General features: G+C 72.6%; 20 protein-coding genes and 3 pseudogenes. 6 read left to right on the top strand and 17 right to left on the bottom strand.

All coding sequences use genetic code 11. From position 1 onward, the window contains the following. The first annotated feature begins 64 nt into the window (after positions 1-64). The 4 genes from JGS22_RS18765 to JGS22_RS18750 are packed head-to-tail and all read left to right on the top strand — an operon-like array spanning position 65 to position 3817. Complete coding sequence (locus JGS22_RS18765) at positions 65-1168, top strand: sensor histidine kinase (RefSeq protein ID WP_308405748.1); 1104 nt, start codon at positions 65-67, stop codon at positions 1166-1168. Next, positions 1165-1971: a LytR/AlgR family response regulator transcription factor gene (locus JGS22_RS18760; protein ID WP_308405747.1), complete on the top strand. Its 807-nt coding sequence runs from the start codon at positions 1165-1167 to the stop codon at positions 1969-1971. Before JGS22_RS18765 ends, JGS22_RS18760 begins: the two co-directional genes overlap by 4 nt. Beyond that, entirely contained in the window at positions 1968-2345 is a 378-nt protein-coding gene (locus JGS22_RS18755) for a hypothetical protein (RefSeq protein ID WP_211038971.1), read from the top strand. Before JGS22_RS18760 ends, JGS22_RS18755 begins: the two co-directional genes overlap by 4 nt. Continuing rightward, the gene (locus JGS22_RS18750; protein WP_211038970.1) at positions 2342-3817 is read left to right on the top strand and encodes a sodium/solute symporter; all 1476 of its coding nucleotides are present in this window, start codon (positions 2342-2344) and stop codon (positions 3815-3817) included. Before JGS22_RS18755 ends, JGS22_RS18750 begins: the two co-directional genes overlap by 4 nt. A 167-nt stretch (positions 3818-3984) precedes the next feature. Here the strand turns inward: JGS22_RS18750 and trpA are convergent, their stop codons facing one another. The 9 genes and pseudogenes from trpA to hisI form a co-directional block, all read right to left on the bottom strand. Then, a complete protein-coding gene (trpA, locus tag JGS22_RS18745) occupies positions 3985-4818 on the bottom strand; it encodes a tryptophan synthase subunit alpha (protein WP_211038969.1) in 834 nt (277 codons plus the stop codon). Next, a complete protein-coding gene (trpB, locus tag JGS22_RS18740) occupies positions 4818-6053 on the bottom strand; it encodes a tryptophan synthase subunit beta (RefSeq protein WP_211038968.1) in 1236 nt (411 codons plus the stop codon). Before trpB ends, trpA begins: the two co-directional genes overlap by 1 nt. 209 nt (positions 6054-6262) lie before the next feature. Next, on the bottom strand, positions 6263-6406 hold the full coding sequence (gene trpM, locus JGS22_RS27440) for a tryptophan biosynthesis modulator TrpM (protein ID WP_372454321.1): 144 nt from the start codon (positions 6404-6406) through the stop codon (positions 6263-6265). A gap of 26 nt (positions 6407-6432) precedes the next feature. After that, complete coding sequence (gene trpC, locus JGS22_RS18735; protein ID WP_211038967.1) at positions 6433-7239, bottom strand: indole-3-glycerol phosphate synthase TrpC; 807 nt, start codon at positions 7237-7239, stop codon at positions 6433-6435. A gap of 202 nt (positions 7240-7441) precedes the next feature. Beyond that, the gene (locus JGS22_RS18730; RefSeq protein WP_211038966.1) at positions 7442-7822 is read right to left on the bottom strand and encodes a DUF2752 domain-containing protein; all 381 of its coding nucleotides are present in this window, start codon (positions 7820-7822) and stop codon (positions 7442-7444) included. A gap of 104 nt (positions 7823-7926) precedes the next feature. Next, complete coding sequence (locus tag JGS22_RS18725) at positions 7927-8169, bottom strand: HGxxPAAW family protein (protein WP_211038965.1); 243 nt, start codon at positions 8167-8169, stop codon at positions 7927-7929. A 286-nt stretch (positions 8170-8455) separates the two neighbouring features. Continuing rightward, positions 8456-9073 (bottom strand): annotated as a pseudogene (locus JGS22_RS18720) (TIGR02234 family membrane protein); the annotation flags it as partial. Next, on the bottom strand, positions 9070-10599 hold the full coding sequence (locus tag JGS22_RS18715; RefSeq protein WP_211038963.1) for an anthranilate synthase component I: 1530 nt from the start codon (positions 10597-10599) through the stop codon (positions 9070-9072). The pseudogene JGS22_RS18720 and the gene JGS22_RS18715, both read right to left, overlap by 4 nt. A gap of 209 nt (positions 10600-10808) precedes the next feature. Further along, a pseudogene (hisI, locus tag JGS22_RS18710) lies at positions 10809-11224 on the bottom strand (phosphoribosyl-AMP cyclohydrolase); the annotation flags it as partial. A gap of 125 nt (positions 11225-11349) precedes the next feature. Here hisI and JGS22_RS18705 point away from each other — a divergent pair. Both JGS22_RS18705 and JGS22_RS18700 read left to right on the top strand, forming a co-directional pair. Further along, positions 11350-11982: a TIGR03085 family metal-binding protein gene (locus tag JGS22_RS18705; RefSeq protein ID WP_211038962.1), complete on the top strand. Its 633-nt coding sequence runs from the start codon at positions 11350-11352 to the stop codon at positions 11980-11982. A gap of 275 nt (positions 11983-12257) precedes the next feature. After that, positions 12258-12995 (top strand): annotated as a pseudogene (locus tag JGS22_RS18700) (C39 family peptidase). A gap of 200 nt (positions 12996-13195) precedes the next feature. Here the strand turns inward: JGS22_RS18700 and hisF are convergent. The 8 genes from hisF to hisD are packed head-to-tail and all read right to left on the bottom strand — an operon-like array spanning position 13196 to position 18965. Beyond that, positions 13196-13975 (bottom strand): imidazole glycerol phosphate synthase subunit HisF, encoded by a 780-nt coding sequence (gene hisF, locus JGS22_RS18695; protein WP_211038961.1) that lies wholly within the window; start codon positions 13973-13975, stop codon positions 13196-13198. Between the two features lie 4 nt (positions 13976-13979). Further along, positions 13980-14375: a RidA family protein gene (locus JGS22_RS18690; RefSeq protein ID WP_211038960.1), complete on the bottom strand. Its 396-nt coding sequence runs from the start codon at positions 14373-14375 to the stop codon at positions 13980-13982. Further along, positions 14372-15100 carry a bifunctional 1-(5-phosphoribosyl)-5-((5-phosphoribosylamino)methylideneamino)imidazole-4-carboxamide isomerase/phosphoribosylanthranilate isomerase PriA gene (gene priA, locus JGS22_RS18685; protein WP_211038959.1) on the bottom strand — a complete coding sequence of 243 codons (729 nt, stop codon included), beginning with the start codon at positions 15098-15100 and terminating at the stop codon, positions 14372-14374. Before priA ends, JGS22_RS18690 begins: the two co-directional genes overlap by 4 nt. Continuing rightward, positions 15101-15745, bottom strand: coding sequence for an imidazole glycerol phosphate synthase subunit HisH (gene hisH / locus JGS22_RS18680; protein ID WP_211038958.1), 645 nt, complete (start codon positions 15743-15745; stop codon positions 15101-15103). Between the two features lie 4 nt (positions 15746-15749). Further along, positions 15750-15905, bottom strand: coding sequence for a CG2302 family histidine operon protein (locus JGS22_RS18675; RefSeq protein ID WP_211038957.1), 156 nt, complete (start codon positions 15903-15905; stop codon positions 15750-15752). Continuing rightward, a complete protein-coding gene (gene hisB / locus JGS22_RS18670) occupies positions 15902-16495 on the bottom strand; it encodes an imidazoleglycerol-phosphate dehydratase HisB (RefSeq protein WP_211038956.1) in 594 nt (197 codons plus the stop codon). Before hisB ends, JGS22_RS18675 begins: the two co-directional genes overlap by 4 nt. Continuing rightward, positions 16492-17637, bottom strand: a complete 1146-nt coding sequence (locus JGS22_RS18665; RefSeq protein ID WP_211038955.1) for a histidinol-phosphate transaminase — start codon at positions 17635-17637, stop codon at positions 16492-16494. The genes hisB and JGS22_RS18665 overlap by 4 nt, the downstream gene beginning before the upstream one ends. Then, positions 17634-18965, bottom strand: a complete 1332-nt coding sequence (hisD, locus tag JGS22_RS18660; RefSeq protein ID WP_308405746.1) for a histidinol dehydrogenase — start codon at positions 18963-18965, stop codon at positions 17634-17636. The genes JGS22_RS18665 and hisD overlap by 4 nt, the downstream gene beginning before the upstream one ends. Positions 18966-19054 lie beyond the last annotated feature (89 nt).

The raw sequence follows: 19054 nt of genomic DNA, 5'->3' as shown, positions 1-19054 counted from the left end.
GCTGCCGCGAACGGGCGTCTCCACGACGGGTTCCACCTGCGGCGTGCTGCGTTACGGTCTCCGCGTGGAGTGGAGACCGTGGTACCCGGCACGCCGGCCCGGCAGCCTCTGGCGCCGGGGCTCGGCTTCGAGCGTCGACACGGGTGCCGGCGCCACCGTCGCCGCGCTGCGGGAGGCACGGTTGCTCGGCAGCGACCTGCGCGGCGGGCTGCACGGCAGCGGCGGCACAGCGGCAGCCCGCCGCATCCGCAGACTGCTGGACGCCGACGCGGTCGTCCTCGCCGATCTGGAGGGCCCGGCCGCCCAGCACGGTTCGCTGCCGCCGGGCAGCGAGGCCGGCGCGCTGCTCGACGAGGTGTACGCGCGCGGGGAGGCCCTGCGCCAGCCGCCGCTGTGCGCCGCGCCGTTGCTGGTCGCGGACGAGCTGGCCGGCTGTGTGATCGCCGCGGGCGAGGTCGCGGCGGAGGACCTGAGCGAGGTCGCCGGTCTGGTCGCCGAGGCGTTGGACCACGCCGAGCTGAGCGGCGCGCGCGCCCGTATCGCCGCGGCCGATCTGCGGACCCTGCGGGCGCAGATCTCGCCGCACTTCCTGCACAACGCGCTGGCGGTGATCGCCGCCCACATCCGCAGCGACCCCACCCGGGCGCGCGGCCTGCTGACGGACTTCGCCGACTACCTGCGCTACAGCTTCTCCACCAAGGGCGACTACGCGACCGTCGCCGCCGAACTCCAGGCGATCCAGACCTATTTGGAGCTTCAGAGCGCGCGGTTCGACGACCGGCTGGAGATCACCGTACGGATGGCGCCGGAGATCCTTCCCGTCGCCATCCCCTTCCTGGTGGTCCAGCCCATCGTGGAGAATGCCGTCCGGCACGGGCTGGAGAAGAAGGCGGGCCGCGGCCACATCGGTGTCTCCGGCTACGGCGAGGGCACGATGTGCGTCATCGAGATCGAGGACGACGGCGTCGGGATGGATCCCGAACTGGCCCGGGCGATCCTCGCGGGCAGCGGACCGCGGTCCAAGGGCGTGGGGCTGGCCAACGTGGACCAGCGGCTGCGCACCGTGTACGGCCAGGAGTTCGGCCTGCTGATCGAAACGGCGCCGGACCACGGCACCCGGGTCGAGGCCCGGGTGCCCCGGTACAGACGAGGAGTGGTGGCGCAGTGACCCGGCTTCCGGCGCAGTCGCGACAGACCGAGGCGTCCGGCGCCCCGTCGGCGCTGTCGGTCCTGGTGGTCGAGGACGAGCAGCACACCAGGGCCGAGCTGACCGAACTGCTCGGCGACCTCCCCGAGATAGCCGAGGTCAGCGCCGCCGACAGCGGCGAGGGCGCGGTCCGCCTGCTCGGCGGCTCCACCTTCGACGCGGTCTTCCTGGACATCTCCATGCCGGGGCTGACCGGCATGGACGTGGCTCGGGTGACCAGCATGCTCTCCGAGCCCCCGGCGATCGTCTTCGTCACGGCCTCGGAGTCGCACGCCATCGAAGCGTTCGGGATCGGGGCGGTGGACTACCTCCTCAAGCCGGTCCGCCCCGAGCGCCTGGCCGAGTCGGTGGCCCGCATCGCGCGACGGCCCCGCGGCGCCCTGTCGGCCCCGCCCGCCGACGAGTTGGCGGTGGTGCAGATCGAGCACAGCCGCCGCACCGTCTTCGTCCGCCGCGACGACATCCAGTACGCGGAGGCGCACGGCGACTACGTACGGCTGCACACGGCCGAGGACACCCATCTCATCCGGCTCTCGCTGTCCTACCTGGAGGAGGTCTGGGCACCCTCGGGTTTCGTACGGGTCCACCGCGGCTATCTGGTCGCGGTCGGCTGGGTGCACGACCTGCGGGTGACCAGCTCCGCCGGGCTGGTCGCCTGTACGCCGGCCGGCGACGTACCGGTGAGCCGGCGACACGCGCGCGGACTCAAGGAGCACCTCATCGACGCGGCCCGCAGCGGCCAGATGGGCAGGGCGGCCAGATGAGCGGGGGCCGCCGGGTCAAGGTCACCAGCCCGCAGACCAGGATCGCCCTGGCCCGGCGCTCGCGGGGTGTGCGCGGCTCGCTGCCGCTGCCCGGACCCGCCGACCCGCAGCGCGCGGCCCGCGTCTTCCGGGAGCAGCGGCGGGCGGCGCTGCGCACGGTGGCGCTGCTGGGCCTGGTGCTCTTCGGAACCAGCGGGCTGCTCGCGGCGGCCCCCGCGCCGGCGGATCTGACCGTCTCGGGGCTCCCGCTGTCCTGGCTGGTGCTGATGTCCGCGACCTACCCGGTGCTGCTGGTGATCGCGGCGCTGCATGTGCGCACCGCCGAGCGCATCGACGCCCGGGTGCCCGACCCTCCCGCGGGGGAACGGGGTTGACCGGTCTGCTGGCGATCGGTCTGCTGATCGCCGCGAGTCTGGCGATCGGCGTGTACGGGGTGCGCGCGGCCCGTACCGCCCCCGATTTCCTGGTCGCCTCCCGCCGGGTGGGCACCGGCCGGAACGCCATGGCGATCGCCGGGGAGTACGTATCGGCCGCCTCCGTCCTCGGACTTGCCGGGCTGCTGCTGAAGAACGGCATCGGCACCCTGTGGATCGCGATCGGCTTCACGGCCGGGTACGTCGCCGTGGTGGCGCTGGTGGCCGGGCCGATGCGCCGCTCAGGGGCGTACACGGTCCCGGACTTCGCGGAGTACCGGCTGGGTTCGCCTGCGATCCGGAAGCTGTGCGGGGCGATCGTCCTGGTGATCATGTGGCTTTATCTGGTGCCGCAGTTCAAGGGCGCGGGCGTGGTGCTGCAACTGGTGAGCGGGACGCCGTACTGGGTGGGGGTGGTGCTGGCCGGCGTGGTGGTCAGCGGCTCGATCGCGGTGGGCGGGATGCGCTCGGCGACGTATGTCCAGGCGTTCCACTACCTGGTGAAGCTGGTCTTCATCGCGGTGCCCGCGGTCTATCTGATGGTCCACGTCGGCCCGGAGGTCCGGGCGGACGCGCTGACCCCGGTGGGTGTGCCGGAGAGCTGGAGCCGCCCGCTGCTGGACATCGAGAACTCCGGCCATCCGCTGCTCGCCACCTGGTCGATGCTGCTGGCGACGACCCTCGGCGCGATCGGCCTGCCGCACGTGATCATGCGCTTCCACACCAGCCCCAGCGCCCGCGCCGCCCGCAGGGTCGGGGTGATCGTGATCGCGCTGCTCGGCCTGTTCTACCTCTTCCCCGCCGTGTACGGGCTGCTCGGACGGGTGTTGACCCCGCACCTGGTGCACAGCAACGCGACCGACACCGTCGCCGTCGTACTGCCCGGGGAGGCGGTGCCCGGCGCGCTGGGCAGTGTGCTCACCGCACTGGTGGCGGCCGGCGCCTTCGCGGCGTTCCTCTCGACCAGCTCCGGGCTGCTGCTGGCGCTGGCGGGCGGCCTCTCGCACGACCTCTTCGGCGGTCGGGGGCTCGTGGGCCGGCTCTCGCGGCTGCGGCTGGCGGTCGCCGCCGGCGCGCTGGTCTCGGTGGGCCTGTCGCTGCCCGCCGCGCATCTGGACATCAACATGCTGGTGGGCTGGGCGTTCGCGGTGGCGGCATCCACGTTCTGCCCGCTGCTGGTGCTCGGCATCTGGTGGCCGCGGCTCACCGTGCGGGGTGCGGCGAGCGGTCTGGTGGTGGGCGCGCTCACGGCGACCGGCGCCGCGCTCGCCTCGGCGCTCACCGAGGGCCACTCCGGACTGGTGACGGTGCTGCTGGCCCAACCGGCCTCCTGGACCGTGCCGTTGGCCTTCGCGACGATGATCGCGGTCTCCCTGCGCGGCGAGCCGCCGGCCGGTGCGGAGCGCGCGGTCCTGCGGCTGCACGCCCCGTGACCGCCCTCGCGTGCGTACTGGGACCGGCCCGCGCGTACAGCCCCGGGGCACGCGTGTGCGTAACGGCCCCCGCCCCGCGCGGAGCCGACCGCCGCGGGGCGGCGCGCTCGGCGGGCGCGGCCGGCCGGCCCGGGTTCGAGCCGGCCGGACCGCACGCCCGGGAGGGGTCAGCGGCGTACGCCGTCGGCCAGCTCCTGCGCGAGCTCACGGACGGCGGCGAGGCCGGCCTGCAGATCGTCCGGGTGGTCGAGCAGCCGCTTGACGAAGGCGGAGCCGACGATGACGCCGTCGGCGAACCGGGCGACCTCCGCGGCCTGTTCGCCGTCGGAGACACCGAGGCCGACGCAGACCGGCAGCCGGTCGTCGGCCGCCCGTACCCGCGTCACCAGCGCCTCGGCCTCGCGGCCGACGGACTTCCTGGTGCCGGTGACGCCCATCAGCGAAGCGGCGTAGACGAATCCGCTGCCGGCGGCGGTGATCTTCGCCAGCCGCTCGTCCCTGCTGCTGGGGGCGACCACGAAGACCGTGGCGAGCTGGTGCTCCTCGGCGGTCTTGCGCCACAGGTCGGCCTCTTCGACCGGCAGGTCGGGCAGGATGCAGCCCGCGCCACCGGCCGCCGCGAGCTCGGCGGCGAAGCGCTCGGGGCCGTACCGGTCGATGGGGTTCCAGTACGTCATGACCAGCACCGGGGCGCCGGTGGCGGCGTGCGCCTCGCGCACCGTGCGCAGTACGTCGACGATCCGCACCCCGCCGCGCAGCGCGATGTCGTCGGCGGTCTGGATGACCGGGCCGTCCAGCACCGGGTCGCTGTGCGGGAGCCCGACCTCCACGATGTCGCAGCCGCTGCGCAGCATCTCGGTGCAGGCGGCGATCCCGCCCTCCACGGTGGGGAAGCCGGCGGGGAGGTAGCCGACGAGCGCGGCCCGGCCCTCCTCCCGGGCAGCGGCCAGGGTGCCGGTCAACAGCGCGCGCTGCCCGGAGAGTTCGGTGCTGCCGGCCATCACTCGGCCTCCTCGTCGTAGAGCTCGAAGTAACGGGCGGCGGTGTCCATGTCCTTGTCACCGCGGCCGGAGAGGTTGACCAGGACCAGTCCCTCGCTGCCGAGTTCGCTGCCGAGGTCGAGGGCGCCGGCGAGCGCGTGGGCGCTCTCGATCGCCGGGATGATGCCCTCGGTCTCGGACAGCAGCCGCAGCGCCTGCATCGCCTCGTCGTCTGTCACCGGGCGGTACTCGCCGCGTCCGGAGTCCTTGAGGTACGCGTGCTCGGGGCCGATGCCCGGGTAGTCCAGACCCGCGCTGATCGAGTACGGCTCGGTGATCTGGCCCTCGTCGTCCTGGAGGACGTAGGAGCGGGAGCCGTGCAGGATACCGGGTTCCCCGACTGTCAGCGTGGCGGCGTGCTCGCCGGAGTCGACTCCGTGCCCCGCGGCCTCCAGCCCGACGATGCGCACCTCCCGGTCCGGCAGGAAGGCGTGGAAGAGTCCGATGGCGTTGGAGCCGCCGCCGACGCAGGCCGCGACGGCGTCCGGCAGCCGTCCGGTACGCTCCAGGATCTGCCGCCTGGCCTCGACCCCGATGACCCGGTGGAAGTCGCGCACCATCGCCGGGAACGGGTGCGGTCCGGCGACCGTGCCGAAGAGGTAGTGGGTGCGGTCGACGTTGGCGACCCAGTCGCGGAACGCCTCGTTGATGGCGTCCTTCAGGGTGCGGCTTCCGGAGGCGACCGGGACGACCTCGGCGCCGAGCATCCGCATCCGGGCGACGTTGAGCGCCTGGCGCTCGGTGTCGATCTCGCCCATGTAGATGGTGCATTCGAGGCCGAACAGCGCGCAGGCGGTGGCCGTCGCGACGCCGTGCTGGCCGGCTCCGGTCTCGGCGATCACCCGGGTCTTGCCCATCCGCCGGGTGAGCAGGGCCTGCCCGAGAACGTTGTTGATCTTGTGCGAGCCGGTGTGGTTGAGGTCCTCGCGCTTGAGGAACACCCGGGCCCCGCCCGCGTGTTCGGCGAAGCGCTTCACCTCGGTGAGCGCGCTGGGCCGCCCGGTGTAGTTGACCAGCAGGTCGTTCAGCTCGGCCGCGAAGGCGGGATCCGCCTTGGCCTTCTCGTACTCGGCGGCAACCTCGTCCACCGCGGCGACCAGCGCCTCGGGGATGAACTTGCCGCCGAAGGCCCCGAAGTAGCCGGCGCTGCTGGGCACCCGGCCGTCGGGATCGGGCAGGAAGAAGTCTGTGGACATCTCGGTGAGCTCCTCGCGGGAGCCGCCGGCCGACGCGTACGCACGGGGCGTACGGCGGCGCACGGCGGCGGACCCGGCTGTGTGCGGTGGGAAGTCGACTCGGCTCGCGGACGGCGGCAGCCGCGCGCACCACCGTGCGCACGGGCGCACCGGAACGGCCGGCGGCGGGCCGGTGTCCCATGGTGGGGTGTGTCGCGGAGGTGGCGCCGTCAGCCGCGCCATCGCCTTCCGTTGATCTGGCCGGGCTCCGCACCGATGTGGTACCTGACGCGCCGGCCCCGCACCCGGCGCGCGGGCGCGCGGCAGCCGCGGTGCCAGGGCGGCAACGCGAGGCGCGGCGCTCCGCACTCGATCGGGGCGGCGGGGTGACGGGGCACGGTCAGCGTCCGTGCCTCAGTGCCGGGTGCGCGCCGGCGGCGACCAGATCGGCCACCGCGGCCTGCGGGTCCTTGCCGGTGACCAGGGACTCGCCGACCAGGACGGCGTCGGCGCCCTCGTTGGCGTAGGCGATGAGGTCGTGGGGGCCGCGCACTCCGGACTCCGCGATCTTGACGATCCCGTCCGGGATCTCGGGCGCGACCCGGGCGAAGTTGTCCCGATCGATCTCCAGGGTCCGCAGGTCACGGGCGTTGACGCCGATGATCCTGGCGCCCGCGTCCACCGCCCGCTCGGCCTCCTCCTCGTCGTGGACCTCCACGAGCGGAGTCAGGCCGATCGACTCGGCCCGCTCGATGAGCGAGACCAGCGCGGGCTGCTCCAGCGCGGCGACGATCAGCAGCGCCACGTCGGCGCCGTGCGCACGGGCCTCCCACAGTTGGTAGGAGGTGACGATGAAGTCCTTGCGCAGCACCGGGATGTCGACCCGGGCGCGCACTGCCTCCAGATCGGCCAGCGAGCCGCCGAATCTGCGCTCCTCGGTGAGGACCGAGATCACGGCGGCGCCGCCCGCCTCGTAGTCGCCGGCGAGTGCGGCGGGGTCGGCGATGGCGGCGAGCGCGCCCTTGGAGGGGCTGGAGCGCTTCACCTCGCAGATGACCTTGACGCTGTCGCCCTTCAGCGCCGCGACGCCGTCCTTGGCGCGGGGTGCACGCTCCACGCGCTCCTTGAGGTCGTCGAGGCTGACGCGCTCCTGGCGCTCGGCGAGGTCCGCACGGACTCCGTCGATGATCTCGTCGAGCACACTCACACGAGGCCCCTCTCTCTGATCGGTCTGCGGTCTGCGGTCGCACCGGAAGCGGCGGTCTCCGCCGTCCCGAGCGGCCTGCCCGGTGGTCGTGACGAGCTCCGCCGGCAGCCGTACGGATCGTCACGGTCAGCACTGTGATGGTATCCGCCGATCCTCACGTCCTTCACATCCGCCCACCACCGGTCTCACATGCCGGATGCGGCTACGGGGCCAGCGCGGCACCCGGCGGCAGGTTGCGCAGCACCGTGAAGACCAGCAGCACCGCGCCGGCCGACCACACCAGCGTCAGCGGCACCCGCGGGCGGAACGCGGGACGCGCGAACCACGCGGCCCAACCCCCCGCCGCAGCCAGCAGCACGACCACCACGAAGGCGTTCGCGGCGAACGCGGCCGTCAGATCGCCGTGCACCAGCGCGTGCACGCTGCGCAGGCCGCCGCAGCCGGGGCAGAGCAGCCCGCTGTACCGCAGAACCGGGCAGAGCGGATAGTGGCCCGGCTCATGGGGATCGACCGCGCCGACGTAACCGAGGGCGAGCAGCACACAGCCGAGCACGCCGAGCGCGGGGAGCCGGGAGGTGATCATCCCTCCAGGGTGTGCGGACCCGGTCGGCGCACCAAACACCGACGGGCGCGGCGAGCCGCACGAATGCGGCGCCGCGCCCGGTCGGCACACGGAGACGGGGTGGTTCAGCCCCTTGCGACGGCTGTCTCCCGGGCGGCGACCCGCTCCGGGGTGTCCTTGGGCTGGCCCAGACCCATCGAACGCATGATCATGCCGACGACCCCGCCGAGGAGTACGACGGCGCAGCCGGCAATCACGCCGAGCGGCTCGGCCATCACCATGAAGACGCTGCCGACGCAGAACCCGATCATGGCGATGGTCACGCCGGTCCAGGCTGCGGGGGTGTGACCGTGGCTGGTGTCGGCCATGAAAGTGCTCCTCGTAGATCCGTCTTCGGGCCGCGGTGCGGCGGGATGCTTCCCGCCCATTGTGTCAGGAGCGTGATCCTGCTCCGCCATGGGCTTGGTCACCCTCGCCCCCGGGCCCGGCCGGGCCGCCGGAGTCGCGCACGGGGCCCGGGTCCTGCGCGGCGTCCGGGTCCTGCGCGGCGTCCGGGTCCTGTCCGCTGCCCGGATCGTGCTGCCTTCCGGGCGCGGGGGCGGCGGCCTGCCGGGCCGATTCCGTACGCCCGGGCCGTTCCCGGCCGGTGTGCTCTGTCGGGTCCTCGCCGCGATCCAGCGCCTGCCAGAGGTCCTCCGGCCGCTCCTGTGCCTCCGGCCGGGCCCGTCGCGTCGCACCGCCGCGACGAGTGGAGCCGGAACGCTCGTACCTGCCGCCCATGGCGGGCCAGTACCGGCCGAAGCGCAGCGCGAGCAGACCGGCGAGGAGCAGCAGCACACCGCCGGCCACCGCTGCGTACGGCCAGGGGCTGTGGCTGACCCGGTCGACCGCGGCGTCGGCCAGGCCGGTGGCCTCGGCGGCCCGCTCCTCGAGCGCGCCGGTGTCGGCCGTGGCCAGCAGCGCGGAGACGACGACGCCCAGCCCGCACAGTGCGAGCAGCGCGGCGACGGCGGTACGGCCCTTGCGGCGCACGGCGAACACCGCGACCAGGGCGGCGAGTCCGACCAGGGCGAGCGCACTCGGCAGCCCAGTCACCTCGCTGCCGGTCACCTGGATGTCGGTGCGCGCCCGGCCGATCGCCGCACTGCCCTCGGCCCAGGTCTGCCCTGCGGCGACGAGGATGAGGGTGGCGCCCAGCGCGCCGCCCGGCAGGGCGGCTCCCAGGGCGCGGCGGGGCGCGCTGCTGCGGGGGGTGGAGGGCGTGGCGGTCACCGTTCCACGCTACCGCCGAGGAGTTCGGCCGTCCTCACTGCCCTCAGGACCGCTGCCGCCTTGTTGCGGCATTCGGTGTCCTCGGCGACGGGATCGGAGTCGGCGACGACTCCGGCGCCCGCCTGGACGTAGGCCGTGCCGTCGCGCAGCACCGCGGTGCGGATGGCGATCGCGGTGTCCGCGTCGCCGGCGAAGTCCAGGTAGCCGACGCAGCCGCCGTAGAGCCCGCGCCTGGTCGGCTCCAGCTCCTCGATGATGCGCAGGGCCCTCGGCTTGGGGGCGCCGGAGAGCGTGCCGGCCGGGAAGCAGGCGGTGAGCGCGTCGAACGCCGTTCGGTCGGCGGCGAGTTGGCCGGTGACGGTGGAGACGATGTGCATCACGTGGCTGTAGCGCTCGACCGTCATGAAGTCGACGACCTCGACACTGCCAGGTCGGCACACCCGTCCGAGATCGTTGCGCCCGAGGTCGACGAGCATCAGGTGCTCGGCCCGCTCCTTGGGATCGGCGAGCAGCTCCTCGCCCAGCTCCGCGTCCTGCTTCGGGCTCTCCCCGCGCGGCCTGGTGCCGGCGATGGGGTGCATCATCGCCTGCCCGTCGGCAACCTTCACCAGCGCCTCCGGCGAGGAGCCCACGACGTCGAAGCCGTCCGCCGACGGATCGCTCTCGTCGTGGCCGCCGAAGCGCAGCAGATACATGTACGGGCTGGGGTTGCTGGTGCGCAGCACCCGGTAGATGTCCAGCGCGGAGGCCGAACAGGGCGCCTCGAAGCGCTGGGAAGGCACGACCTGGAAGGCCTCGCCGGCCCTGATCCGCTCCTTGATGTCCGAGACCGCCTCGCGGTACCGGTCTCCGCCCCAGCGCTCGCGGTAGTCGGGCACTTCCGAGGCCGGCAGCGGGGTGGCGCTGACGTCGGCGGACCGGGACAGGTCGGCGGTCATGGAGTCGAGGCGGTCCAGCGCGTCCTCGTACGCCTCGTCGACGCCGGTGTCGAGGTCGTTGTGGTTGATGGCGTTGGCGATCAGCAGCACGGTGCCGTCGCGGTGGTCGAGCACCGCGAGGTCCGAGGCGAGCAGCATGGTCAGCTCGGGCAGCTGCAGATCGTCGGTGGTGCTGTCGCCGATGCGCTCCAGCCGGCGTACGACGTCGTAGCCGAGGTAGCCGACCATGCCACCGGTGAACGGGGGCAGTTCGGGGTCGCGCGGGGTGTGCAGCGCCTCCACCGTGGCGCGCAGCGCCACCAGCGGATCGCCGTCGGTGGGTACGCCCACGGGCGGGGTGCCGAGCCAGTGCGCCCGGCCGTCCCGAACGGTCAGGGTGGCGGCGCTGCGCACGCCGACGAAGGAGTAGCGCGACCAGGTGCGGCCGTTCTCGGCCGACTCCAGCAGGAAGGTGCCGGGCCGCTCTGCGGCGAGCTTGCGGTAGAGCGCGACGGGAGTGTCGCCGTCCGCCAGCAGGCGCCGGGTGACGGGGATCACCCGGCGGTCCTTGGCAAGCGTGCGGAAGGTCTCCAGATCGGGTGTGGTCACGCGCGCTCCTCGATGGCGTCGGCGCCTTCGGCACGGTGCCGTGCGGCGTCCTCGGTGGGCTGTCCGGCGCCGCTCTCGCCGGCGGCTCCGGTGGTGTCGTCCCTCGTGATGTGTGCTTCCGCGGCACCCGTCTGCCCCGCCCGCACCGGCCGGCCGCTCTCCCCCGCTGCCCCGTCGGTGGCGTCGGTGGCGTCGGTGGCGTCGGTGGGTCCGGACACCGGGAGCGGGTCGGCGTCGAAGCAGGTTCTGTCGCCGGTGTGACAGGCCGCGCCGATCTGGTCGACGCGCACCAGCAGCGTGTCCCCGTCGCAGTCCAGAGCAACCGACTTGACGTGCTGGAAGTGCCCCGAGGTGTCGCCCTTCACCCAGTACTCGCCCCTGCTGCGGCTCCAGTAGGTGCAGCGGCCGGTGGTCAGGGTGCGGTGCAGCGCCTCGTCGTCCATCCAGCCGAGCATCAGCACCTCGCCGGTGTCGTACTGCTGGGCCACGGCGGGCAGCAGGCCGTCCGCGTTCCGCTTGAGCCGCGCGGCGAGAGCGGGGTCGAGCGGGCTCCCGGGGTCGGGCGTGCCCCCGGCGTCGGGCGGCGGGGGCTGCTGGGGTGACGGAGTGGGAGGCATGGTCGCATTCTGCCGCGATCGCCTCGGCCGACGAAACCTGGTTCCCGGATCTGTCCGGCGGGTGGACAGCCTGCCGAGGGCGCCGGCCGCGCGGCGCATCGCACCGCGCTCCGTACGCCCTTAGGGTGGCGTTATGTCTACACATGCCAAGCGTGAACGCCTGCTGCTGGCCGACCTGTTGGAGAGCGCGGGCCCCGAGTCGCCGACGCTGTGCGAGGGTTGGACGGCCCGTGATCTGGCCGTCCACGTACTGGTGCGCGAGCGCCGTGCGGACGCCGCCGCCGGCGCCTTCCTGAAGCCGCTCCAGTCGCGGCTGGAGCGGGTGAGCGGGGAGTTCGCCGCCAAGCCGTACGAGGAGCTGGTCCGGCTCGTGCGCACCGGCCCGCCCAAGGCGTCGCCGTTCGCACTCAAGCAGGTCGACGAGGCGGCCAACACCGTTGAGTTCTACGTCCACGCCGAGGATGTGCGCCGCGCCCAGCCGGGCTGGTCCCCGCGCGAGCTGGACCCGGTCTTCGCCGACGTGCTGTGGCGCCGGCTGGAGTCCGGTGCCCGGATGTTCGGCCGAAAGTCGCCGGTCGGCCTGGTGCTGCGGCGGCCGAACGGGCAGACCGCCGTGGCGCACAAGGGCGCCCCGGTGGTCACCGTCACCGGTGAGCCCTCGGAGCTGCTGATGTTCGTGTGGGGACGCCAGTCCGTGGCTGATGTGGCCCTGGAGGGCGAGGAGAACGCGGTGGCCAAGGTCCGGGTGGCGAAGCTCGGCTTCTGAGTCCGTCCGGACTGCCCCGGCAGGGGTGGCCGGAGGGCCGCGGCCCGCATCACAGGAGCAGTCGGAGGGCTTTCCGCCGTGGGCGGGGAGCCCTCCGAACCGTGTGCGGACCAATGGCTGCGCCAGGTGCCGGAACAACGCCCCACCAGAACAGACAGCACTGTTCGCAAATAGCTGCCGGTCCCTGCGCCGCCCCTCCCCAGAGCGTTTTCGCTGTGGCATGCTCATGCCGGTTCAATGCCCATTGCGCATCCCCCACAGTGAAGGAACCGCTCATGCGACGAAGAGCCTTCGCAAGCGCCCTGGCACTCACCGCCACCGGCGCCCTGCTCTCCACCGGCACCGCCCGCGCCGCCTCCGGAAAGAACGGGCCCGGCCAGCCGCCGGCGCCGATCCCCCCGAGTCCCGCTCACCCCAACGGCGTTCAGGTCGAGACCGAGGTCGTCTCCGGACACCGCAGCCAGTTCCCGGTACTGCGCACCAAGAAGGTGCACACCCAGAACGAGCGGGTGCTCCAGGTCGACTACTAGGTCCAGGAGACCGGCTACTGGTGCGGCCCCGCGGCGACGCGCTGCGCGCTCTCCGCCCGGGTCCCCGTCCCCAACCAGGCGACCTTCGCGGCCGAACTCGGCACCCACCAGGGCGGCACCGACCACATCGGCCAGATCACCAGGGTCCTCAACAACCGTGTCGACTCCGGGACCTACTTCACCCGCGAGATGCCCAACGACCCGCCGACCCAGGCGCAGATCGACCTGCTCTGGTCGGACGTCATCGCGGACATGGACAGCAACCACCCGATCGTGGCCAACATCGTCGCGCCGCCCGGCAACCAGCCTCCGGGCTACCCGCCGGGCCAGACGATCTACCACTACTTCACGGTCATCGGCTACGACACCCTCCACAACACGGTGCTGATCGCCGACTCCGCGTCCTTCAACGGCTGGCAGATCTACTGGCTGAACTTCAGCCAGCTCGCCAGCCTCATCCCGCCGAAGGGCTACTCGGCCTGAGCAGTCCGGCCGGCAGGTGCCCCGGACCGGGCGTCCGCACTCTCCGGGGCACCGCCGCCGCCTCGCCCAACACCGGTACTGCGCACAGCCGTTGAGCTCAGCGGCGGGAGACGTGGGCGCGTCGGGCACGGCAGCACGTGCCGCGGCCCGCGTCGTACCTCCGGAGGCGTACGTACGGTGGGGGCCCGCGAGCGGAAGGCTCAGCGCACCGGGTGCCCGGCCGCGCGCAGGGTCTCCTTCACCTCGCCGATCCGCAGATCGCCGAAGTGGAAGACCGACGCCGCCAGCACCGCGTCGGCGCCCGCCTCCACCGCGGGCGGGAAGTCGGACGGGCTGCCCGCACCGCCCGAGGCGATGACCGGCACGCCGACCCGGGCACGCACGGCGGCGATCATCCCGGTGTCGTACCCGGCTCTGGTGCCGTCGGCGTCCATCGAGTTGAGCAGGATCTCGCCCGCGCCCAACTCCCCCGCCCGCTCGGCCCATTCGACCGCGTCGATCCCGGTGCCCCGCCGGCCGCCGTGGGTGGTCACCTCGAACCCCGAGGACGTCGGCGGGTGCTCGGAGTCCTCCCGGCAGCGGCGCGCGTCCACCGAGAGCACCAGCACCTGCCGACCGAAGCGCTCGGCGATCTCCCGGATCAACTCGGGCCGGGCGATGGCCGCGGTGTTCACCCCGACCTTGTCGGCGCCCGCCCGCAGCAGCCGGTCGACGTCCTCGGGGGTGCGTACGCCGCCGCCCACCGTGAGCGGGATGAAGACCTGTTCGGCGGTGCGGCGCACCATCTCGTAGGTGGTCTCCCGGTCGCCGGAGGAGGCGGTGATGTCGAGGAAGGTCAGCTCGTCGGCGCCCTCGGCGTCGTAGACCCCGGCCATCTCGACCGGATCACCGGCGTCGCGCAGGTTCTGGAAGTTGACGCCCTTGACGACCCGGCCGCCGTCCACGTCCAGGCAGGGAATGACTCGTACGGCCAGGGTCACGGACCTATGCTCCTTGCGATCCTCGGAATGCTTCGACTTCGATCTCGACCAGGATGCGGGAGTCCACGAAGCCGGAGACCACGACCAGCGTGCACACCGGCCGTGCCTCGTCGAACAGCTCCTTGTGCGCCCGGCTGACCGCGTCCACGTCGCGGCTGTGGGTGATGTACAGGCGAGTGCGGACGACCGCGTCGACACCGAGACCGAAGCGGTCGAGCGCGGCCAGCGCGTTCTCGCCCGCCGCCCTCGCCTGCTGGTACGGGTCGCCCTCGCCGTGCAGCACCCCGCCCCGGAAGGGCGTCGTACCGCCGACCAGCACCCGGTCGCCCGCGGCCACCGCGCGCGCGAACCCGATCGACTCTTCCCACGGACTGTCGGACTGCACGCGCTCGATGGTCATGCCGAAACCGCCTCCAGTGCCTCTTCGAGGGTGAACGCCTTCGCGTAAAGCGCCTTGCCCACGATCGCACCCTCCACGCCCTGCGGCACCAGGGACGCGATCGTCCGCAGGTCCTCCAGCGAAGAGACGCCGCCCGAGGCGACGACGGGACGGTCGGTGGCGGCGCAGACGCCGGCCAGCAGCTCCAGGTTCGGGCCCTGGAGGGTGCCGTCCTTGTTGATGTCGGTGACCACGTACCGGGCGCAGCCCTCGGCGTTCAGGCGCTCCAGCGTCTCGTACAGATCGCCGCCGTCGCGGGTCCAGCCGCGCCCGCGCAGTGTGGTGCCGCGCACGTCCAGACCGACCGCGATCCGGTCGCCGTGCTCGGCGATGACCTTGGCGACCCACTCGGGGCTCTCCAGCGCGGCCGTACCGAGGTTGACGCGGGTGCACCCGGTGGCCAGCGCGGCGGCCAGGGTCTCGTCGTCCCGGATGCCGCCGGACAGCTCGACCCTGATGTCCATGGAGCGGGCGACCTCGGCGATCTGCTCACGGTTGTCACCGGTGCCGAAGGCGGCGTCGAGGTCGACCAGGTGCAGCCACTGGGCACCGGCACTCTGCCAGGCGAGCGCGGCCTGGAGCGGGTCGCCGTAGGAGGTCTCCGAGCCGGACTCTCCGTGGACCAGGCGTACGGCCTGGCCGTCCCGTACGTCGACGGCGGGCAGAAGCTCAAGTGCGGCGGTCATCTAAAGACTCTCGATCCAGTTGGTCAGCAGCTGTGCTCCGGCGTCGCCGGACTTCTCGGGGTGGAACTGGGTGGCCCACAGCGGACCGTTCTCCACGGCGGCGACGAAGTCCTCGCCGTGCGTGGACCACGTGACCAGGGGGGCGCGGATGGAGGCGCTGAGGGCCTCCATCTCCCAGTCGTGCGCGGCGTAGGAGTGGACGAAGTAGTAGCGGGCGTCGCGGGGCAGCGAGGCGAAGAGCGCACTGTCCTCCGGGGCCCGAACGGTGTTCCAGCCCATGTGCGGTACGACGTCGGCCTTCAGCGGGCCGACCGTGCCGGGCCACTCGTCGAGGCCCTCGGCCTCCACTCCGTGCTCGACGCCGCGCGAGAAGAGGATCTGCATCCCGACGCAGATACCCATGACCGGGCGTCCGCCGGAGAGCCGGCGGCCGATGACCCAGTCGCCGCGCGCCTGCTTCAACCCGGCCATGCAGGCGCCGAAGGCACCTACGCCGGGCACGAGCAGGCCGTCGGCGTTCATCGCCCGGTCGTAGTCCCCGGTGATCTCCACCTCGGCGCCGGCCCTGGCCAGCGCCCGCTCGGCGGAGCGCACGTTCCCGAAGCCGTAGTCGAAGACGACGACCTGCTTCCTGGCGGTACTCATCACGTCACTCCAGTCGCATGATGCCGGCGGCCAACGCCATCGCCGAGCAGAGGCCGAGCAGCACGATCACGCCCTTGGGCATGCCCTGCTTCCAGAAGGAGACGACCCCACCCAGCAGAAAGAGACCGACGAAGATCAGCAGGGTGGAGACCGTGTTCACAGAGCGCCCTTGGTGGAGGGGATGCCGGTCTGCCGCGGGTCGATCTCGCTGGCACCGCGCAGCGCTCGCGCGAGCGCCTTGAACTGGCACTCCACGATGTGGTGCGCGTTGCGCCCGTACGGCACGTGAACGTGCAGCGCGACCTGTGCCTGCGCCACGAAGGACTCCAGGATGTGCCGGGTCATCGTGGTGTCGTAGTCGGGGCCGATCATCTGGGCCATTCCCTCGGGCTCGCTGTGCACGAGGTAGGGACGGCCGGAGAGGTCGACGGTGACGTTGGCCAGCGACTCGTCCAGCGGCACCGAGGAGTTGGCGAAGCGCACGATGCCGCGCTTGTCGCCGAGCGCCTGCCGGAACGCGGCGCCCAGCGCGAGCGAGGTGTCCTCGATCGTGTGGTGGCTGTCGATGTGCAGATCGCCCTCGGTCTTGACCGTGAGATCGAAGAGACCGTGCCGACCGAGCTGGTCGAGCATGTGGTCGAAGAAGCCGACTCCGGTGGTGACGTCGACCTTGCCCGTGCCGTCGAGCGCCAGCTCCACGACGACGGAGGTTTCCTTGGTGGTGCGTTCCACCCGGCCTGCGCGGGTCATCGGTTGTTCTCCTTCGTCACTGCGCGTACCGCGTCCAGGAACGCGTCGTTCTCCGCCGGCGTGCCCGCGGTCACCCGCAGTCGGCCGGGTACGCCGTTGTCCCGGACCAGCACGCCCCTGTCGAGCAGGGCCTGCCACATCTCGTGCGCCGTCAGCGGGAGCGTGCTCGTGGCGGCGGGGCCCTCGAAGCGGCCGAACTGGACGAAGTTCGCGTCGGATTCGGTGACTTCGAGGCCGGTCGCACGCAGTTCCGCGACGATGCGGTCACGCTCGGCTTTGAGCTGCTCGACGTACCCCAACAGCGTATCGGTGTGCTCCAGCGCGGCGAGCGCCGTGGCCTGGGTGACGGCCGAGAGGTGGTACGGCAACCGCACCAGCTGCACGGCGTCGACGACTGCCGGATCGGCGGCGAGATAGCCCAGCCGCAGCCCGGCGGCGCCGAACGCCTTGGACATGGTGCGCGAGAGCACCAGGTTCGGCCGGCCCTCGATCAGCGGCAGCAGCGAGGGGTGGTGGCTGAACTCGCCATACGCCTCGTCCACCACCACCAGCGCGCCGCTGTCCGGGCGAGCGGCCTGGGCGGCCTCGTGCAGCGCGACCACCGTCCGCGCGGCGACGGCGGTGCCGGTGGGGTTGTTCGGTGAGCAGACGAAGATCACGTGCGGGCGCTGCTCGGCGATGACCGCCACGGCCGCGTCGACATCGATGGTGAAGTCCTCCCGGCGCGGGCCGGAGAGCCAGCCGGTGCCGGTGCCGCGGGCGATCAACGCGTGCATGGAGTACGACGGTTCGAAGCCGAGCGCCGTGCGGCCCGGTCCGCCGAAGGCCTGGAGCAGCTGCTGGAGGATCTCGTTGGAGCCGTTGGCGGCCCAGACGCCCTCCGGACCGACCCGGTGGCCGGCGGTGCGGGTCAGGTACGCGGCGAGCCCGGCGCGCAGCTCGGTCGCATCGCGGTCCGGGTACCGGTTGAGCTCGCGCGCGGCCTCGGTGACCCGCTCGGCGATCCGGGCCACCAGCGCCTCGGGCAGCGGGTACGGGTTCTCGTTGGTGTTCAGCCGCACGGCGACGTCCAACTGCGGCGCGCCGTACGGGGACTTGCCGCGCAGCTCGTCCCGGACGGGCAGCTCCTCGATGCGTGTCATCGGCCCGGCACCTCTCCGCCGAATCGGACCTTCAGCGCGTCGCCGTGCGCCGGCAGGTCCTCGGCCTCCGCGAGGGTGACGACATGGCCGGCGACCTCCGCGAGGGCGTCCCGGTCGTAGTCGACGACGTGGATGCCGCGCAGGAAGGACTGCACGGACAGACCCGAGGAGTGGCAGGCGCAACCGCCCGTCGGCAGCACGTGGTTGGACCCGGCGCAGTAGTCACCGAGCGAGACCGGGGCGTACGCGCCGACGAAGACCGCGCCGGCGTTCCGGACCCGGGCGGCGATCTCGGGGGCCCGCTCGGTCTGGATCTCCAGGTGCTCCGCGGCGTACGCGTCCACCACCGCGAGCCCGTGGTCCAGGTCGTCGACCAGCACGACGCCGGACTGGCGGCCGGTCAGCGACTCGACCACCCGCTCGCGGTGCCGGGTCGCGGCAACCTGCCGGGTCAGCTCGGCGTCGACCGCCTCGGCCAGTGCCGTCGAGGGGGTGACCAGCACGGCGGCGGCCAGTACGTCGTGCTCGGCCTGGCTGATCAGGTCGGCGGCGACGTGCGCGGGCTCGGCGGAGTCGTCGGCCAGGATCGCGATCTCGGTGGGGCCTGCCTCGGCGTCGATGCCGATACGGCCCTTGAGCAGGCGTTTGGCCGCCGCCACGTAGATGTTGCCCGGGCCGGTCACCAAACTGGTCGGCGCGCACTCGCTCGTCCCGTAGGCGAACATGGCGATCGCCTGGGCGCCGCCCGCGGCGTAGACCTCGTCCACCCCGAGGAGAGCGCAGGCGGCCAGGATCGTGGGGTGCGGCAGCCCGCCGAAAGCGGCCTGCGGTGGGGAGGTGACGGCCAGCGACCGCACCCCCGCCTCCTGCGCGGGCACGACGTTCATGACGACCGAGGACGGATACACCGCGTTACCGCCGGGGACGTAGAGACCGACCCGCTCGACCGGCACCCAGCGCTCGGTCACGGTGCCGCCGGGCACCACCGCGACGGTGGTGTCCTGGCGCCGCTGCTCGCGGTGGACGATGCGGGCGCGGCGGATCGACTCCTCCAGCGCGGCCCGCACCCGGGGGTCGAGCTCGGCGAGGGCCTTGTCGATCTCCGCTGCCGGTACTCTGACCTCGGTCAACTCCACGCCGTCGAAGCGGCGTGCGCAGTCGATGAGGGCCTCGGTGCCGCGATGGCGCACGTCCTCGCAGATCGGCCGCACCTTGTCCAGGGCGGCTTCCACGTCGAGTTCGGCGCGGGGCAGCAGATCGCGGTCGACACCGTCCGCAGAGGCGGCGCCGCGAAGATCGATTCGGTCCAGCGAGATTGCTTGCAGCACGTCACCCAGTGTCGCAGACGTGCGAAGGGGGAAAGCTCGTCGTATCAGAGCGTGATACAGGTGTCGGGACGAGGCCGCTGACCGTCGGC

Source organism: Streptomyces tardus (genome assembly GCF_018101125.2).
Classification (GTDB): Bacteria; Actinomycetota; Actinomycetes; order Streptomycetales; family Streptomycetaceae; genus Streptomyces; species Streptomyces tardus.
Note: the sequence above shows the minus strand (reverse complement) of the source record. Positions and strands in the feature narration are given on the sequence as shown.

Excerpts from the sequence above, each read along its gene's own strand:
- JGS22_RS18755 (WP_211038971.1), top strand. The coding sequence starts at position 1,968 with ATGAGCGGGGGCCGCCGGGTCAAGGTCACCAGCCCGCAGACCAGGATC.
- trpA (WP_211038969.1), bottom strand. The coding sequence starts at position 4,818 with ATGGCCGGCAGCACCGAACTCTCCGGGCAGCGCGCGCTGTTGACCGGC.
- trpB (WP_211038968.1), bottom strand. The coding sequence starts at position 6,053 with ATGTCCACAGACTTCTTCCTGCCCGATCCCGACGGCCGGGTGCCCAGC.
- JGS22_RS18730 (WP_211038966.1), bottom strand. The coding sequence starts at position 7,822 with ATGATCACCTCCCGGCTCCCCGCGCTCGGCGTGCTCGGCTGTGTGCTG.
- JGS22_RS18725 (WP_211038965.1), bottom strand. The coding sequence starts at position 8,169 with ATGGCCGACACCAGCCACGGTCACACCCCCGCAGCCTGGACCGGCGTG.
- JGS22_RS18705 (WP_211038962.1), top strand. The coding sequence starts at position 11,350 with ATGTCTACACATGCCAAGCGTGAACGCCTGCTGCTGGCCGACCTGTTG.
- JGS22_RS18690 (WP_211038960.1), bottom strand. The coding sequence starts at position 14,375 with ATGACCATCGAGCGCGTGCAGTCCGACAGTCCGTGGGAAGAGTCGATC.
- priA (WP_211038959.1), bottom strand. The coding sequence starts at position 15,100 with ATGACCGCCGCACTTGAGCTTCTGCCCGCCGTCGACGTACGGGACGGC.
- hisH (WP_211038958.1), bottom strand. The coding sequence starts at position 15,745 with ATGAGTACCGCCAGGAAGCAGGTCGTCGTCTTCGACTACGGCTTCGGG.
- hisB (WP_211038956.1), bottom strand. The coding sequence starts at position 16,495 with ATGACCCGCGCAGGCCGGGTGGAACGCACCACCAAGGAAACCTCCGTC.
- JGS22_RS18665 (WP_211038955.1), bottom strand. The coding sequence starts at position 17,637 with ATGACACGCATCGAGGAGCTGCCCGTCCGGGACGAGCTGCGCGGCAAG.